This window comes from Hugenholtzia roseola DSM 9546, assembly GCF_000422585.1.
Classification (GTDB): domain Bacteria; phylum Bacteroidota; class Bacteroidia; order Cytophagales; family Bernardetiaceae; genus Hugenholtzia; species Hugenholtzia roseola.
The window spans coordinates 29,790-46,104 of record NZ_KE383888.1 but is presented as its reverse complement, the minus strand read 5'-3'; the positions used below and the strand labels follow the sequence as shown (position 1 = coordinate 46,104).

Annotated in this window: 13 protein-coding genes; 2 read left to right on the top strand and 11 right to left on the bottom strand. The window is 43.5% G+C overall.

Annotated elements, in window-relative coordinates; genetic code table 11:
* Positions 1-46 precede the first annotated feature (46 nt).
* The 8 genes from G500_RS0120470 to G500_RS0120420 form a co-directional block, all read right to left on the bottom strand.
* Positions 47-409, bottom strand: coding sequence for a DUF1987 domain-containing protein (locus tag G500_RS0120470; protein ID WP_027003897.1), 363 nt, complete (start codon positions 407-409; stop codon positions 47-49).
* A gap of 174 nt (positions 410-583) precedes the next feature.
* Positions 584-1,129 (bottom strand): SiaB family protein kinase, encoded by a 546-nt coding sequence (locus G500_RS0120465; RefSeq protein WP_027003896.1) that lies wholly within the window; start codon positions 1,127-1,129, stop codon positions 584-586.
* A 100-nt stretch (positions 1,130-1,229) separates the two neighbouring features.
* Positions 1,230-4,694 (bottom strand): PAS domain S-box protein, encoded by a 3,465-nt coding sequence (locus G500_RS0120460; protein WP_027003895.1) that lies wholly within the window; start codon positions 4,692-4,694, stop codon positions 1,230-1,232.
* A gap of 186 nt (positions 4,695-4,880) precedes the next feature.
* Positions 4,881-5,654, bottom strand: coding sequence for a GAF domain-containing protein (locus tag G500_RS0120450; RefSeq protein WP_027003893.1), 774 nt, complete (start codon positions 5,652-5,654; stop codon positions 4,881-4,883).
* Complete coding sequence (locus G500_RS0120445; protein WP_027003892.1) at positions 5,651-6,250, bottom strand: chemotaxis protein CheB; 600 nt, start codon at positions 6,248-6,250, stop codon at positions 5,651-5,653. The genes G500_RS0120450 and G500_RS0120445 overlap by 4 nt, the downstream gene beginning before the upstream one ends.
* A gap of 66 nt (positions 6,251-6,316) precedes the next feature.
* Positions 6,317-7,141 (bottom strand): CheR family methyltransferase, encoded by an 825-nt coding sequence (locus G500_RS0120440; RefSeq protein WP_027003891.1) that lies wholly within the window; start codon positions 7,139-7,141, stop codon positions 6,317-6,319.
* A gap of 232 nt (positions 7,142-7,373) precedes the next feature.
* Positions 7,374-9,227, bottom strand: coding sequence for a TrkH family potassium uptake protein (locus G500_RS0120430; RefSeq protein ID WP_027003889.1), 1,854 nt, complete (start codon positions 9,225-9,227; stop codon positions 7,374-7,376).
* A gap of 241 nt (positions 9,228-9,468) precedes the next feature.
* The gene (locus tag G500_RS0120420) at positions 9,469-10,329 is read right to left on the bottom strand and encodes a PAS domain S-box protein (RefSeq protein WP_035758322.1); all 861 of its coding nucleotides are present in this window, start codon (positions 10,327-10,329) and stop codon (positions 9,469-9,471) included.
* 488 nt (positions 10,330-10,817) lie between these two features.
* Between G500_RS0120420 and G500_RS0120405 the strand changes: the two genes are divergently transcribed.
* Positions 10,818-11,978 carry a DUF1573 domain-containing protein gene (locus G500_RS0120405; protein ID WP_035758321.1) on the top strand — a complete coding sequence of 387 codons (1,161 nt, stop codon included), beginning with the start codon at positions 10,818-10,820 and terminating at the stop codon, positions 11,976-11,978.
* Between the two features lie 32 nt (positions 11,979-12,010).
* Here G500_RS0120405 and G500_RS0120400 read toward each other — a convergent pair whose 3' ends face one another.
* On the bottom strand, positions 12,011-12,940 hold the full coding sequence (locus G500_RS0120400; protein ID WP_027003885.1) for a diacylglycerol/lipid kinase family protein: 930 nt from the start codon (positions 12,938-12,940) through the stop codon (positions 12,011-12,013).
* A gap of 209 nt (positions 12,941-13,149) precedes the next feature.
* Here G500_RS0120400 and G500_RS0120395 point away from each other — a divergent pair, with 209 nt between their 5' ends.
* On the top strand, positions 13,150-13,557 hold the full coding sequence (locus G500_RS0120395; protein WP_154657257.1) for a hypothetical protein: 408 nt from the start codon (positions 13,150-13,152) through the stop codon (positions 13,555-13,557).
* 83 nt (positions 13,558-13,640) lie between these two features.
* Here G500_RS0120395 and G500_RS0120390 read toward each other — a convergent pair whose 3' ends face one another.
* Together G500_RS0120390 and G500_RS0120385 are read right to left on the bottom strand one after the other, a co-directional pair.
* The gene (locus G500_RS0120390) at positions 13,641-14,594 is read right to left on the bottom strand and encodes a 1-aminocyclopropane-1-carboxylate deaminase/D-cysteine desulfhydrase (RefSeq protein WP_027003883.1); all 954 of its coding nucleotides are present in this window, start codon (positions 14,592-14,594) and stop codon (positions 13,641-13,643) included.
* A 59-nt stretch (positions 14,595-14,653) separates the two neighbouring features.
* Positions 14,654-16,207 (bottom strand): ATP-binding protein, encoded by a 1,554-nt coding sequence (locus G500_RS0120385; RefSeq protein WP_027003882.1) that lies wholly within the window; start codon positions 16,205-16,207, stop codon positions 14,654-14,656.
* Between the last annotated feature and the right edge of the window lie 108 nt (positions 16,208-16,315).

Below are 16,315 nucleotides of genomic sequence, written 5' to 3'. Positions count from 1 at the left end.
ACTATCAAAAAACTTAGACCTACCGACCTATTTGTTCGAAACGGGCTTAATAAGTTTCAAACTTGAAAGGGATTTCTACAAGTTCGGAAAACTCCTCCCCTGCTTCTTCCATATCCTCGTCGTCTTCGTGGAAGTACCAAATCACCGACGTACCCTCGATGCTTTCGAGCTTGGAGAGAATGTCCAAAATCAGTTTAGAAGAAGCCGTATTGAAGTACTCGAGCTTGAACATAAAAGGTGTTTCAGGCTTAGGGTCTTTTTCATACTCGGCTAACCATTCCAAAAGTGGTGCGTAAAACTCAGCTGCATCTTCGGGCAGCGAGCGTCCCGACACTTCAAAGAGGCTGCGTTCTTTGTCTAATACTACTTTTGGGGTATCTTCAGTGCCGTCGATAGTAAGTGGCTGCATATCAGTTTGGAGTTAGAGTTGTTGTATGTTATGATAAAACAAACGATACGAAGTAAATCGTGATGCTGCAAAAGGCAAAGATAGGGCAAAGATACGGCAAAGCGCGTAAGTAAGGGTAGTTTTTCGCGCTTTTTTGCCTTCTTCGAGTCTTAAAACTTGAAAAGAGGGCGTTCTTTACTTATTAACCGTAATGCGTAGGGAAAAGAAAGAGAGTTCTTGGTTGATGGTTTCAAAATCGAAGCGCAATTTGTTGCCCGACTTTCGCGCCATATCCACAAAGCCCAACCCTGCGCCGCCTTTTTCGGTTAGCTCACCCGGATTGGTCTTGATGATGCGCTTGTATTCTTCTTTGAGTTGCCCTTCGTCCATGGCATTGATGCGCTCGATGCGGTCTTGCAAGTTTGCGACCTCACGTGTAAAGAGCGGATTGCCCGAAGTGATGTAGTAGGCATGTTCGGCTTTCCCAAGCATGAAAATCGCGCTATTCTTACCATAGATTTCCTCTTGGTAACTTTGTGAGTGCTTGCAAATATTTTGCAGTGCCTCTACCATAATATTAAAAACTTTGCGCTTAATGCTTGAACTTTCTCCGTAAGAATCCATGTTTCGCTCCGCCATTGCCAAGATAGATTTGGTAATCTCTTGGTTGAACTCCCCTTCATAGACCAGAAGGATATTCTGCTTGAGCATGATTCTATGGAGGTCATAGATGTACTTCATACGCTTAGGAATTTATCGTGCTTACTGTTTTGGGCAATTTGAAAGAGTGGCATCAGGGTTTGAAATTAAGTTTTTTTTTGGAAAGTCCCAACTTTTAGACTTAAAATTTGATACCGATGAGCAAAATATCGTCTATTTGTTTCCTACTACCACGCCACTGCTGGAATTTAAGGTCTATCAGACGCTCCATTTCGGGCATTTCTACGTGATAATTTTGGCGCAAGACCTCTCGCAGACGACTGGGCGAAAACTTGCGTCCGTCTGTGCCGCCAAATTGGTCGGTGAGTCCGTCGGAAAAGAGGTATATAGAATCGCCCTCTTCGATGCGGAAGCGGTGATTGGCAAAGTAGGTGCGCGTTTTGTATAAACTGCCGCCACCGATTGGGAACTTATCGCCTTTGATTTCATTTAGCTCGCCTGTGGCTTGCAAGTGGAAAAGTGGGCGGTGCGCTCCTGCATATTCTACAAAACGGTTTTCGGTATTGATGCGACAAAGGGCGATGTCCATACCATCTTTGGTATTGCCTTCTACGTCTTGTCGCAATGTTTTGGTTACGCCGTCATTTAGCAAATCTAATACCTTACCTGCCTCCAAATGATTTTCCTTAGCGGCATTAAGAATCCCATTGAGGATAAAATATCCGACCAAAGAAATTAAGGCACCGGGTACGCCATGCCCTGTACAATCGACGGCGGCGATATAAATATCGTTGCCCTTTTGTAGATACCAAGGGAAGTCGCCACTGACGACATCGCGCGGTTTGTAATAAATGAACGAATTGGGGAAGATGCTCTGAATATGGCGGCTTTCGGGCAAAATTGCACCCTGAATACGACGCGCATAGTTGATACTTTCCGAAATTTTCTTGTTGGTATCCCGAATTTCAAGTTCGGCTTTTTTGCGTTCTGTGATGTCGTGCGCCACTAAAAGCACCGATTCGAGTTCTTTTTGGTCGTTAAATTCGGGAATGGCGTTCATTTGCATAATCCTATCGCCTACCGAAGAAGATAGCTCTATTTCGCGGCTGATTTTGGTGCGACGTTTGGTTACGCTAATCATAATTTCGCGCCATTTTTCTACAATATCTTCCTGAATATCAAGCTCTTGTAGCGGCTGATTGATAATACCTTCGGGTTCTAAACCTGTGAGCATCTTGATGGTAGGATTGACGTAAAAAACCGTACCTTCGGGCGTGAGGCGCATAATTAAGTCAGGCGAATTTTCAGATAACGACTGCATCTGACCACGCATACGGGCTTCTTTTTCGGCACGCCTGCGCTCGGTGATGTCGCGCGTATTGACGACAAGCCCACGCACAGCTTGGTCGCTCAAACGGTTTGTGCCTGTGGCTTCGAGCCAAACAGTTTCGCCGTCCTTTTTGCGATATTCGAGCTGTATAGTAGCCGTTTCGTCTGGATTTTCCAACAATTTTTCAAACATATCCGAAAATACCTCGCGGCTTTCAGGCAATACGTTTTCTATGTCGCTGATACCGATAATTTCCGACTGCTCGTATCCTAAGATGGTTTCTACCGAAGGACTGATGTAGCGAACTTTGCCGTTCTTTTCGTAGATGGTAATAACCTCCGAAGCGTTTTCGAGCAAGACCTGCATACGCTTTTGTGTGCGATTTACCTCCTGAATCTGCTCTTCCAAACGGGTATTGGTGCGTTTTAGCTCCTCTTGGGTCGCCTCCATTTCTTCCGCATTTTGTCGCAATACCTCTTGTTGTAATTGCAACTCCTCGCCCATCTGCTGGGATTCTTGCAGCAAAAGGCGCGTTCTTTCGTTAATTTTGATATTGAAAATGGTGCGGGCAATGATAAGACTTGTTTCCTCTACAAAGCGCACTTGGGTAGGCGAAAAAGGCTCGAAGGCGGCAAATTCTAACACGCCATAGACTTTGTCTTCGGTAATCAGTGGCACAAGCAAAAGGCACTTGGGTTTTTTGTCGCCTAAAAGCCCTGATGTAATAGAAAAATAATCGTCTGGAATTTCGGTGCGAAGTATGGTGTCCTGCTCTATGGCTGCCTGCCCTACCAGCCCCTGCCCAAACCTAAATTTTTTCTGCAAATACTTGCGCTTGTGATAGGCGTAGCTCGCCATAAGGACGATTTCTTTGTCAAATTCGTCTTCTTCCACGACATAAAACGCGCCTTGTATCGCATTGATTTTTTCGCAAATAAAAGCGACCACCTTTTCACTCAAAAGCTCAATAGACTGCGAATCGCGCAAAACCTGTCCAATTTCGGCGATACCTGACACAATCCAAGTGCGCTCTTTTTCGCGCTTGTCGGATTCTTGAATGTTGTCGCGCATCGAAATAAGGGCAGTCCCTAAGATGTCGTTTTGGCTCATGGGGGTAAATTGCGCATCATATTTTCCCTCCCCAATGGTATAGGCAAATTCGGCGGTACGTTTGAGTGCTTGCACCAAATTATTCACTGCCACAGCCATTTCGCCAATTTCGTCGTTCGTAACCTTTTCTACCCTACGCGGAAGCTCTCCTTTGGCAATGATATTGAGGATATTTTTTAGCTTATTGAGCGGTTCGGTGAGGTAATAGGAAAAAATACGCGCCAAGCCGCCTGCAATCAGTACGATAATCGCACCAATGATAGAGAAATTGACAAGTAAGCCGCCTAAATCAGCATTAAGTTCGTCTTCGTCTATTTTCGTTTCTACCGCCCATTCGAGCGCGTCTAAATACGTCCAAGCGGAAAGAACCGACTTCCCTTTGTAGTCTAAGACCAAATCCAAGCCTTCTTGTTTGGTTTGAATAGCTCGCTGCACCCCTTCGGAATTAGCAGAACCCAAGACTCGCGCCGCCACCAAAGGCTGCACTGCCCCTTTGCTATGACGGGGTTCGTTGAGAAAGACAAAGGACTGTCCTGTCGCTACACGCCTTGCCAAAACAATCTCACCTGTCTGCCCTAAGCCAATGTTTTCATTCGTTAGGGCGTAGATATTTTGCATATCATATTCTATCAAAAGATAGCCTATCAAGCGGTGTTCGGCATTTTTGATGGGCATTAGTACATCGAGGAGTGCCACTTCATTGCGTTTGAAGGGTTCGCCGTAAGCAATTTTTTCGTTGGCATTTTGAATCAGGATTTGATAAGGGTCATGATTTTTGCCAAAGGAAAGCAAATCGTTGGTAGGATTCGATTGGTATAAAAACTTGCCTGCATTGTCTAAAAGTACAATATTGGGGTAGCCGTAGGAGCGTGCAAAAAGTGGGAGCGATTCGCCTAAAAGGTCTTGCATCTGCCCTTTGAGGGAGTCTAAGGTGGTATTTTGTTGTGTCAGCAGGAGTGCCTTTGTGATGGCGGGCGATTGGCTAATAAGCCCTAAGTTGGTTTCTACCTGCCTGAAAAGGTCTTGAATTTGGTCGGCTTTCAGGCGATTGATAATCTGCAAATTTTCACGATAGCGTTCTTCTACGGCATATTTTCCGCTATTATAAGAAACCAAACTCATGGCAATAGCAGCCAAGACCACAACTAAGAGCAGCAGCGTCGTGATTTTTGTACTAATCCCTATTTTGAAATCATTTTCTATCATAATCGCTTCGATTCAGGCGTACCTAAAAAAGAAAGAGGTACTTGTAGGAAGTAGGGTAAGCAGTAGAGCAGCGCAAGTGAAAAGACGAAGCCCAAATTACGAAAAACTTTTGAATGCACAATTTTTTTTGTGAAGGAATGTAAAAAAAAGCGGATTCGAAAAGACCAAAGCCACTTCTCTGCCGATTTAAGGCTCATTTCCTTCTATAAGCATCGCACAGACCGACTGCACCAAGCTAAGTTGGGTAGGCGAAAAGGCATTGAAAGCTGCAATTTCTACTACCCCTTTAAGGGCATTTTGTCTGTTTTTAAAAGGCACTAAGAGCAACTGCGAAGGCGTGCTTGCGCCTAAACCCGATACAATTTGGATATAGCCCTGCGGAATATCCTTGATTTGCCAAATCTTGCCCTCTTTGGCTGCCTGCCCTGCCAAACCTTCGCCGTATTCATAGACAAGAGTCTGACTATCAGGAAGATGATAGGCGTAGCTGGCGACCATTTCTATAAACCTACGTTCTTGCTCCTGCCGTGCTAAAAACAAAGCCCCTGCGGAGGCTTGCAGGTAACTGCAAATGCGCCCTAAGGCTAATTCGTATTTTTCCGTCTGCGTTTCTATTTGGGCAAGCATCTCTTGGGTTTGTTTGAGAAAACGCTCGTCGCGCTCCTCTTCCTGACTTTGTACTACTTGCGCTTCATTTTTTTTAGCATCAATGTACCTATCTACATAGATGACTTCGGCTTTCTGTTCGCGCTTCTGCCATTGTAGAAAAAGCACAATCATCACAATCAGACCCAAAAAAAGGGTAGCCAAGATGATAAGCACCAGACGGAAGACACTTTCGGTAGGAAGATTGCCTTCTACCAACTTAAAGAGTGGGAAGGCGATAAAAAGTGTGGCTGCTACATAGAGCAACATTGCCAGACCAGACCAAATGCGGAGTTGTAGGAGTTGTTTTATCATGAGCGGTAGGCTTTATCTAATTGAAGTATAAAGTCTATGATTTCGTCGGAGGTAAGCACGTAGTCGATTTTTGTGGCGGCTAAGGCAGAAGTGGGCATTGCATTAATCATGCTATCTTCGGGGTCTTGTACGATAGTGAGTCCGTTGCGCTCTTTGATTTTGCGCATACCCAAAGCACCGTCTTTGTTTGCACCTGAATAGAGAATCCCGATAAGTTTGTCGCGATAAGTATAGGCGGCAGAATCGAAGGTAATATCAATGGAGGGGCGTGAATTATTGACCAAATCTTCGGTACTAAGCGAGATGGAGTTGCCGAGTTCTATTGCCATGTGGTAGTTGGCAGGTGCCAGATAAACTGCGCCACGCTTGATACTTTCCTTATCGTGCGGCTCTGAAATTTCTTTCTGACTCTTAATCGCTAAGGCTTCTACAAAGCCATGACGGACGTGTTTGAGGCGATGCAGAGCTAAAAAAATCGGCAGGGGAAAGTCTTTCGGAATAGCTGCCAAGAGCTGCGTGATAGGTTGGAAACTACCCGCAGAGCCGCCAATGACGATTGCTCGATACTGTTTGCCTATGTCATATTTTTTGGTCATGGGTAGGAAATTAGTTTGCTTTGAGGAGAAAAGAGAAAGAAAAAAATGGTAGCAATCGTCTGATTTCTAATCTTTAATCTTTTTGTAGATTTTCTCTTCATTATTGACCACGATGAATTTATGCGCAATATCACACCAAATCAAAGACTCCTTCGAGCCAATGGCTAAGTAGCCATATTTGAACAAAGACTCGTGAATTTTGTGTAGCACCTGATTTTGTAGGGTCTGATTGAAATAAATCATGACGTTGCGGCACAAGACCAAATCAAATTTGGAGAAGACACTACCCAAGACTAAGTCGTGCTTGCGGAAGGATACATTTTGCAACAAACGGCTGTGCATGACGGCTTCGCCACCGATTTCGTCGTAGTAGTTTTCTAAGGCGTGTTTGCCCTGATAGCGTTGGTAGTTTTTGCGATGCACTTCTATATTTTTCATAGAATAACGCGCCTCTTTTGCCTTAGCGATGATGCTTCTATCGATGTCGGTCGCGACGATTTTAGCCTTATCCAGAATCCCCATTTCGTCTAACACTATCGCCATCGAAACGACTTCTTCGCCCGAAGAGCAGCCCGCATGCCAGATGCTAATCTTGTCGTGATTGAGCATGATGTTGGGTATGATGTGTTCTTTGAGGACGCGCCAAAAGGTGGGGTCGCGAAACATCTCGGTTACATTGACGGTGAGTTCAGATACAAACTCTTCGTAGAAGCCCTCGCGCGAATCGAGCAGGGCAATAAGTTCATCTACCGATTTGAGCTTGTAGAGGTCTAAGATACGCTTAATACGACGGCGAAAAGACGACATGGCGTAGTCTTTGAAATCGTAGCTAAAACGCTCGCTGATAAATTGGGTCAGTTTCCGAAGTTCGGCAATTTCTATATCCGACATATAACTATCTGGAAGAAGCAAGATGAGCAAAAGATTTTAAAGCAAAGAAAGCACAAAAGAGAGGCAGAGCCGCAAAAGTGTTCCCAAAATAAGGCGAAGTTTTCAATTCTGCAAATCCTTTTCGCACTCGAAGGCGATTTGGGACAAGAATTAGCCCAAAAGTAAGATAAAAATTTCGTTTTTCGATAAAAACCAAAGGTAGGGGGGTGAATAAAACCAACGATTGAAGCCCCTACCCCACCATAATATGCGCATTGGGGTAGCGATAGGAATTGCTCACTACCGAATTGCTAAGGGCAAAGGCTAAGGTCAGCGTCCCGACGCGCCCCAGATACATCGAGCAAATGATAATTACTTTCCCCATAGCAGAGAGTTCGCCCGTCAGGTTCATGCTCAAACCCACTGTGGCAAAGGCAGAAACCTGCTCGAAGAAAATTTTGAGCATAAACTTCGTATCCTGCGGATTCGAGGGCGTTTCGGTGAGCATCAGCAGCAAAATAGAAACGAAATTGTAGGCTACCGCAAAGATAAAAATGGCAAAGGCTTTTCTGACCAGTTCCTCCGAAATGGTGCGCTTGCCAATGACTAAGTTTTCTTGGCGGCGGATAGTAGAAATAGCGGCGACAAACAAAATCACGCCTGTTGCTAATTTAATGCCCCCAGCGGTAGAGCCTGACGCGCCTCCCACAAACATTAGAAAGATAAAAATGAGCAAGGTAGAAGGTTCTAAGACTTCAAAATCTACGGAATTGAAACCCGCAGTACGGGTAACTGCCGACTGAAACAGTGCCGTTACAAAGGCTTCAATCACTGTCCTATCCGTTAGTTTATCAAATTCTAAAAGCATAAATGCTACTGTCCCGATGGCTAATAGCCCCATTTGGGAATATAGGTTTATTTTAGAACTAATCCCCAATTTTTTCCAAGGGTTCTTCAAGCGGTCTTTGATGTTTTTGATAGAAAAAATCTCCTCGATGGAAGTATAGCCCAGTCCGCCAAAAAGAATTATCACAACCAAGACAAAGTGCAGCAAATACATGCGATGGGTCTGAAAAACAGTGTCATTCATACCCCCTGAAAAAAGGCTAAAACCAGCATTACAAAAGGCAGAAATGGAGTGAAAAATAGAAAAATAGACCTTTTCGCCCCAAGTTTTGAAGGCGTACTCTGCCATTAACTCTTCGTCCCAACTAAAATAAATCAGCACCGCCCCGATAGCCTCTATGCCCAAAGTGATAAAGATAATTTTGCGCAAAAGCGAAGTAGTAGAAACCAGTGTTTCGCTATTGAGGTAGTCTTGTATGATAAGTTGGTGCTTCAAACCTACCCCCTTAGAAAGAAAAGTGGCGAAGAAAGTGGCAAAAGAAACCAAGCCAATACCGCCTAATTGTATCAAAAAAAGTATCACTAATTGCCCTTTGAAGGTGAAATCTGTGGGCGTATCTAACACAATAAGCCCCGTAACGCAGGAAGCACTCGTAGAGGTAAAGAGCGCGTCTAAAAAGCTAATGCCCCCCTCTACATTCGTCATGGTAGGCAGCATAAGCAAGCCCGCTCCCCCCAGAATTAGAAAGATAAAACTAAGTAAAAAAGTAGTAGAAGGCTTGAAATTGATTTCCGAAAGGCGCGTCGTTCCCTTTGTAATGACTGTTCCGATAAGCAGCAGGGCAACCAAACTAACGGCATGTTGGTAGGATAGCGCAGGGCGTTTTACCGCCAGCCATTCCAAAAATAAGAACAAGAGTTTGGTATCAAAGAGCAAATTTATGATGCCATGCCCCAAGATACCTCCCATCAGTAGCCCTTCTAAGGGAGTACGTCGCAAATAAGCCCGCCAATTACGGTCGTAAAAGACGTTGATGCCATAGATGACCACAAAAAGGGCGAAAATGGCATCAAAAGCGCGAAAAATAAACGCCTCTTCACTCACCGAAAGGTGAAACCCATAGCGAAAAAAAAGCAAAACCGTAGCCAAACCTGCACCCAAAATCGCCACCATTTCGGTTAGGAATTGTACTCGATGGCGGCTATTGAAGATATAATTTTTGAGGCGTTCGCGCCCAAGGTAAAAGCGTTTTGGTAGCATGGGAAGGGAATAGCAGGGTGAAGCAGCCCGAACAGAGGTAAAAAACGCAAATATATGGTTTGCTTTCTCTAAAAGGCAAACTTAGTAAGATTTTTTTAGAAATGCAGCCAAAATTGGCTTTCCCAACCAAAAAATCATACAATCGCCCTGCCTTAGCGCGTGGCAAGGTGCAGTTCTAAAAATTAGATGCCAATGTAGGGATAGGGCATTGCCTTGTCAGCCGTAAGATTGACATAAAAAGCTAATACTTCATCACAATTTCAATCAAATCTTGTTCCCTTTGCAGGCACATCTTTTTGCGCAGGCGATAACGCGCCTTATGCGCACTTTCGTTCGAGACACTAAGCATTTGGGCAATCTCTTTTGTAGAAAAATTCAGGCGCAGGAAGGCGCACATGCGCAGGTCGGCGGAAGAAAGGGCAGGAAAGTCCGCTTTGAGGCGTTTGAAAAAATCGGGGTTTAGCTGTTGGAAGTATTGGTCGAAACTTTCTTGTTGCTCTTGGTGGCGTTGCAAGGCAATTTCTTTTTTGAGCAACAAAATCTGTTCCTGCAAAACGCGCACATTTGGCTCTTGGGTATCGATGGCTTGTATCAGTTGCTTGATGCGCTCACAGTTGCGGTGTTCTTGTTGCGCCCTGATGTGTTGCGCCACAAGTTGTTGATTGCTTTTTTTGAGTGCCTCATTTTGCTGCTTCAAAAGCAATTCGAAGTCTTTTTGCTTCGACATATCTATCACCTGCCCCAAAAGAAAAAGCGGCTCGCCCTTCTTATCGTCTTTGATAAGTGAAATTTGCACCAAACAGTAGAAGTTGCGTCCCGTTTTGTGCAGACAAAGCAATTCCTGACGGTACTTCTTGCGAAAACCTCCTCCCTGTGCAATGTGCGCTTTTAGCTCACACTCCAACTCTTGTGGCGACATCAAATCTAAAAAATTCCGCTCCAAGAGTTCGGCTGCTTGGTAGCCAAAGGTCGTTGCCATAGCCTCATTGACCGCCAAGAACCGCCCACTTAGGTCGATCTTTGCCAGCCCAATGGGTGCTTGCTCGAAGATGGCTTGCCAGATATTGCCTTGCTCCAACACTTCGCGATTGTTCATTTTCATAATAAAATTTGGGGCTTTTCACCCAAGACGCAATAAGTGTGCAATTTGTAGCTTTTTTTCAAAAAAAAAGCAAAGATAACGCGCTAATTCTTAGCTACATACAAGAAAAACCAGAATAAAACAATTTTGCTCTTTTTTAGGCTTTTTATGATTTTTTCTTACATCAGCGCAAAGCAGCCTACGCCTTTTATTTTTTGTCTGAAAAGGCGGCGAAGTGGCGTTTTGTTAAGTTTTATGAAAAATGCTACTTTTCAAATTTTCTTTCAATCTCACCCTGCAAAAGTAATGCGAAGCTCCAGCTTCGCAAGGCTAACTTACCACGAATAAAGTTAGTATTTCGTGCTACTTTTCAAATTTTCTTTCAATCTCACCCTGCAAAAGGCAGTGTCCCTACAAAAAACCTCAATCAGATTCGAACCCTACCCAAATCGATTTGAATTTCGTACTTTTGCGTTTTCTTTTTTCCCTGCTATCCCCCTCTTTTTGGTATGAAGTATAATATCAAGTTGTTTTTTGTTTTGTTGTTAGGATTTGCGCTGCTTCTCAAAGGACAAGTATATGCGCAAAATGGGGTATATTTTGCCGAACCCCAAAAAGATTGGGGCGAAGTCTTGTGGCAAGATACCCTTGTGCATACTTTTGTCGGCGTTTATGCCAAAGATGCCGCCGCTACTTCGTTGCACATTAGCCAAATAGAAACCGACTGCGCCTGCACGTTGGCACAATTTGAAAATCGCCCATACGCGGCAGGCGATTCTATCAAAATCACCGTTTTGTTTTTGCCTTACCAGCTACAACCTTTCATCAAGGTCTTTGAAGTAAAATTTAGCAATGGCACAAGCCAAAAACTCCTACTCAAAGGCAATCTTACACAAGAAAAAGCCACCGCCGACTACTTCCCCTACACAAAAGGCTTGCTCAAAAGCCGCACCAAGCTCTTCAATTTTGGACTTATCAATACCAAACAGCCCCTAACCAAGCGTTTCGAACTCTACAATCCTACCGACCAAGACCTCATCTTTACCGACCAAATAGACGCGCCTAAACATATTCAGGTTCAATTCGATTCTACCCACATCATCAAAGCAGGGCAAGTAGGGGGCATTTACCTGACATACGACGCTGCCGCCAAAAACGACTTTGCATACGTAGAAGATTACATCACTTTGCAAATTATCAAGAAAGACCCCAACGCAAGCCCCCTGATTTTACCCAAAAATAAAAAAGAACTGCCCAACGCCGAAAGCCTCAAACTTCTTATCGTCGCGACCATAGAAGAATATTTCCCTCCTATCATAGAAGAAATGCAACTTTCCTATCCACAGCTCGAAATCAAGGAAGGAGAAAAAGTAAATATCGGCTCTTTTTCATACAGAAAAGCCCTCAATGATACCCTTATCGCTACCTTCACCCTCAAAAATATAGGACAAAAACCGCTGCTTATTCGCAAAATCCTACCTGCATACGGCGCGGAAATCCTGACCCCAGCCGCCCAACTTAAAAAAATTGCACCCCAAAAAGAAGTGCTACTCCAAATCAGATTCCTGCCTTTGGAGGGAACAGGCAAACAGACGCGCACCCTCACGCTCATTTGTAACGACCCCAGACAGCCTAAGATAATTCTAAAAGTAGAGGCGAATTTTTATTAAATCATTTGTAAGATAGAAACAACAAAAAACTTTTATTCATTCACCACCAAACGCAAACAAGCAGGGATAATTTCGGCTTCTACCTCCTCTACCTTTCCAATAAGTTCGCCATCAATTTGCAACCAAATCGGCTTTTTGAGACGCACACGCGCTTTTTTGCAGCGGATAATGGTGATATAACGCGAGCGATTGAGCGTGCCACTAAAACCGCGAATCACAGTGGAAAGGAAGGCATAAAGCGGAATCGGGCGCACGATACAAAGCTCGAAAGCCCCATCATAAAAACTACCTTCGGGGTTGAGATTTGCCCCTGTGCCATAGCGCGAGCCATTGGCAAAGGCTACCATAATGGCGCGTTGGTGTAGCTCTACGCGCGATTGGTCGGTGGTGATAAGAAACTTGCGTCCGCGTCCGCGCTTGGAAAAATATTGTCGGAAAAACTGTTTGGCATAACTGCGCATGCCGCGTTTTTTTTCCTCTAAATAACCTTTGATAATTTTAGCATTAAAACCCAAATCGGAAAGGTGCAGGCAGTAGTAAGTGCCATTGATACGCACTAAATCGGCATCCACTACTTTGGAAGTCAGAGAAATTTCCAAAGCAGCCGCTACTTCTACGGGCAGGTTTAAATCCCTTGCCATGCCATTTGCCGAACCCAACGGCACTACTCCCACTACCAAAGGCGTGTGTCGCGCTAATTCGGCAACCAAATAAAGTGTGCCGTCGCCTCCTGCGGAAAGCAGCCTTTCGGGGGCAAAACTTTCGATTCGCGCCTTAATCTGACTAAGGTCGTCGTCGCCTGTGGTCTGATAAAGTTCGTATTCAAAATTATATTTCTGTGCCATTTTTTCTAATAAAGGCAAGAAAAAACGGTTGTCGCGCCCCCCTGCAATGGGATTGAAGACGACTAAGGTACGCGCCGAAGGCGAAAGAGAAGCAGCATTTTGCATCACATGCGTCATGGTAGTGCCGAGTTGAGGTCGAAGATGAGGAGTTGAGATTCAGAATCTGGAAAAGTAGGCAAAAAAGCAAAGCAAGGCAGCTTCTATTTTGCAATTCTTTCCCTAAGACGTATTTTTTTTGGCAAAATACATTTTTTTCAGGTCAAAAATTTGGAAAATCCGTTTTTTTTCAGTAACTTTTGCCTTACACCTATAAACACACAAAAGCCATGGTCAATAAACACGTACAAAACTATCTCAAAGGGTTAGCCGAAGAAATCAACGGCAAATATACCGAGTATTCGGGCGATACCGTTATCGTAACCCTGCCCTTAGAAGACGGACGCTATCAAAACGTCAAGGGCTATATCACGCCGCGTGGTGATGGTATTATGTTGGAATTCAGGTCAAAAATCTGCAAACTAAGCGAAATTCCCGATGTCAATCCGCTGGAATTTTTAGAGATGAATCGCGAATTTTGCTATGCCAAGATTATGTGCGAAGAAGGCTATTTGGAAGTGGCAGCCTCTACCAAATACGAACTTTGCACCTACGACCAAGTGCGTTATATGATTTTTGAAGTCGCGCAAACTGCGGACAATTTAGAGAAAAAACTTACAGGTGTAGATGTCTATTAGTTTTTTCACCGTTTTGAGCGGTTTTATCTGTTGTTGGTTCTAAATGTTACGTCGAGATATGTTCCTTTCTTGTTTCCCCTGTGTTATTTTTTTTCCCAAAGCCCGCCTGTGTGCAGCAAAACGATAGTAGAATGGCGCGGAAATGGATTTTGCCCCCCAACGATTTGGTCATAGAAGGCAAAAAAGAGTTTCCCCGAATAAGTAGGCTCAAGCGATAAGCCCATTTGCGTTTCCATTTTTGCTATAAACTGCATCAAGGCAGGCTTTTTTTGTGCATAACCGCCAAAGTGGTAGTCCAACCAAAGGCTAAAATCGCGCTCAAAAGAGGCTTCTTCGAATTGGAAAGTCGCATATTTTTTCTCAAAGGCTTCTAAGAGTTGTCGCGCATCTTGGTACAAAAACGCCCCTCCTTTCAGAGCAGATACGCCAATAATTTTGGTCTGCGGCTCTTTTCCTACAAAAAGCCCTGCCGCCGTTCCTGCCGTTCCGACAGGTGTTAGGATAAAATCGGGCGCAGTTATTTGAAAGTCGGCTTGCAATTTTTCTTTAATAAGATTCGGTATCTGCGCACAACCTTTGAGTGCAGCGGCATTCGAACCACCTTCGGGCAGAAGAAAAAAATCGGAAAAAGATTGCCCCCACTGTTCTGCAACCTCTTTTTTCAGGTTTGCTATCCAATCTTCCTGCTTTTTTTGGCGATAAGCCTGCCTTTCTACAAAGTGTAATTTCATACCTGCCTGCACACAAAAATCCAAGACGCTATTAAGTGGCTTTTCGGCTAACTCTCTGCCACGCACTACGCCAACGGTCTGAAAATCAAAGACTTGACCTGCCGCTGCCGTTGCCCGCAAATGGTTTGAATACGCCCCCCCAAAGGTTAGGAGCGTTTTTTTTCCTGCCTGTTTTGCTTCTTCAAGATTGTATAAAAGTTTGAAATACTTGTTCCCCCCAAGGTGAGGGTCTATTAAATCGAGCCGAAAAATAAAAACTTTGAGCCTGTGCGCCTCAAAAAGGGAATCCTGCCAAGCAACGAGCATCAGAATTATAGCTAAGGTAAATTTTTAAAATAATTAAAACTAATTAAAAAAAATTAAAACTAATTTTCTAGCAACTCCTCCATCTTCCAATCCGAAACCTCTTTGGTTTGCGCCGAAAAGCCGATACCGAGCAGGTAGATTTTTTTGTCCTGATTTTGATAGCGTTTGTAATAGCCCTTTTGATGAATCTGTTTCAACGCATTTTCGGCTGAATCATTCAACTTAAATTCAAAAATATAAACCCGATTTTGATGGCTCAAAACCGCATCAAGACGACCCGTAGACACGCTTACTTCCGATTCGATATGAAAACCGCAGAGTTTGAGTGCCAAAAACAAAACGGCATGAAAATATTTCTCCTGATGCTGATTGAAAAGTTGATAGGGGATAGTGGCATAAAGCGCGTTCACTGTTTCTATCAATAGTTCAATATTATGCTCTAATATCGCAATCGTAATATCCAAAGCAATAGACGATTTAGGCGTATGTGCAAAACCTTGTAGGATATGCTCGGTCATTGATTGTTCTACTTCTTTATTGGGATAGTCTAATATCAATCGCTGAACTACATCATATCCTTTAATGGTGAGATAACCTGTTTGGAAAAGTAACGTTTCGATGTTCAAATTATCGAGGTTGAAATTTTCCGTTTCCGATTGCGAAGCCGTAGTACGACCTACTTTATATATCATTCTTTCAGTCAATATTTTTACCAAAAATTTAGGCGTGCCACTTTCAAACCAAAAATTTTGAAACACACGCGCATCTAAAAAACGAAGTATCGAATAAGGATTATACACGCGCGACCTGCCATTCCAAGAGTAACCATTATACCATTCTTTCACCTGCAAAAGCAAATCTTCCTTGCTTATGCCCTGTTCGTCGCTAATTGCTTGCAAATGAGACGCAAAATAGGTTTCCAATTCCTGCTGTGTATAGCCCAACAGGTTGTGAAAATCATTGTGCAACGTTAAATCTGTTAGATTGTTCAAATCTGAAAAAATAGATACACGCGAAAAACGGCTTATTCCTGTCATAAAAAATAGGCGAATATGCTCCGAATTGCCTTTCACTACGCTATACAGTTGGCGCAAAGTTTCCCTATGTTCGTGTGCTTTTTCATTTTTGCCCACCTCCAAAACGTCCGTTATCGGTTTGTCATATTCATCTATTAAAATTACAACTTGTCTACCTGTTTTTTGATGTAGTTTTTCCATCAACTCACTAAATTTTAACCCAATGCCTGCATTTTTCAGTTCCAAACCATTTGATTCAGCCACTTCAAGCAAACCTTTTTCGATAGATGCAAACAGACCTATGTCTTTAAAACCCATCTTGCTAAAATCCAAATGAATTATCGGATAGGGCTGCCACTCTATTTTATCGTGAATATACAAACCCTCGAAAAGCTCCTGCCTGCCCTCAAACAAAGACTTTAATGTACTGATAAGCAACGACTTACCAAAACGGCGCGGGCGGGAAAGAAAAAAGAAAGAGGTTTTAGTCTGCAAAATATTGTATAAAAATTCCGTCTTATCAACGTAAAGCATATCATGACGGCGCAATTCCTCAAAATTTTGAAGACCCAAGGGAAGTAAAGGTAGATTTTGCATAAACTTATCTTTTAAGGTATGATACGCAAAAATAGACTGTAAAAGTTTTTTATCACATCAAGACTTCAACAAAAATGACAAAGTGCGCCATTTTTGTTGAAGTATTTG

Bases quoted from the DNA above. Each gene is read 5' to 3' on its own strand.
- G500_RS0120445 (WP_027003892.1), bottom strand. From the start codon at position 6,250: ATGACCAAAAAATATGACATAGGCAAACAGTATCGAGCAATCGTCATT.
- G500_RS0120390 (WP_027003883.1), bottom strand. From the start codon at position 14,594: ATGCTCGTTGCTTGGCAGGATTCCCTTTTTGAGGCGCACAGGCTCAAA.
- G500_RS0120385 (WP_027003882.1), bottom strand. From the start codon at position 16,207: ATGCAAAATCTACCTTTACTTCCCTTGGGTCTTCAAAATTTTGAGGAA.
- G500_RS0120395 (WP_154657257.1), top strand. From the start codon at position 13,150: ATGGTCAATAAACACGTACAAAACTATCTCAAAGGGTTAGCCGAAGAA.
- G500_RS0120450 (WP_027003893.1), bottom strand. From the start codon at position 5,654: ATGATAAAACAACTCCTACAACTCCGCATTTGGTCTGGTCTGGCAATG.
- G500_RS0120420 (WP_035758322.1), bottom strand. From the start codon at position 10,329: ATGAAAATGAACAATCGCGAAGTGTTGGAGCAAGGCAATATCTGGCAA.
- G500_RS0120470 (WP_027003897.1), bottom strand. From the start codon at position 409: ATGCAGCCACTTACTATCGACGGCACTGAAGATACCCCAAAAGTAGTA.
- G500_RS0120440 (WP_027003891.1), bottom strand. From the start codon at position 7,141: ATGTCGGATATAGAAATTGCCGAACTTCGGAAACTGACCCAATTTATC.
- G500_RS0120400 (WP_027003885.1), bottom strand. From the start codon at position 12,940: ATGACGCATGTGATGCAAAATGCTGCTTCTCTTTCGCCTTCGGCGCGT.
- G500_RS0120430 (WP_027003889.1), bottom strand. From the start codon at position 9,227: ATGCTACCAAAACGCTTTTACCTTGGGCGCGAACGCCTCAAAAATTAT.
- G500_RS0120405 (WP_035758321.1), top strand. From the start codon at position 10,818: ATGAAGTATAATATCAAGTTGTTTTTTGTTTTGTTGTTAGGATTTGCG.
- G500_RS0120465 (WP_027003896.1), bottom strand. From the start codon at position 1,129: ATGAAGTACATCTATGACCTCCATAGAATCATGCTCAAGCAGAATATC.
- G500_RS0120460 (WP_027003895.1), bottom strand. From the start codon at position 4,694: ATGATAGAAAATGATTTCAAAATAGGGATTAGTACAAAAATCACGACG.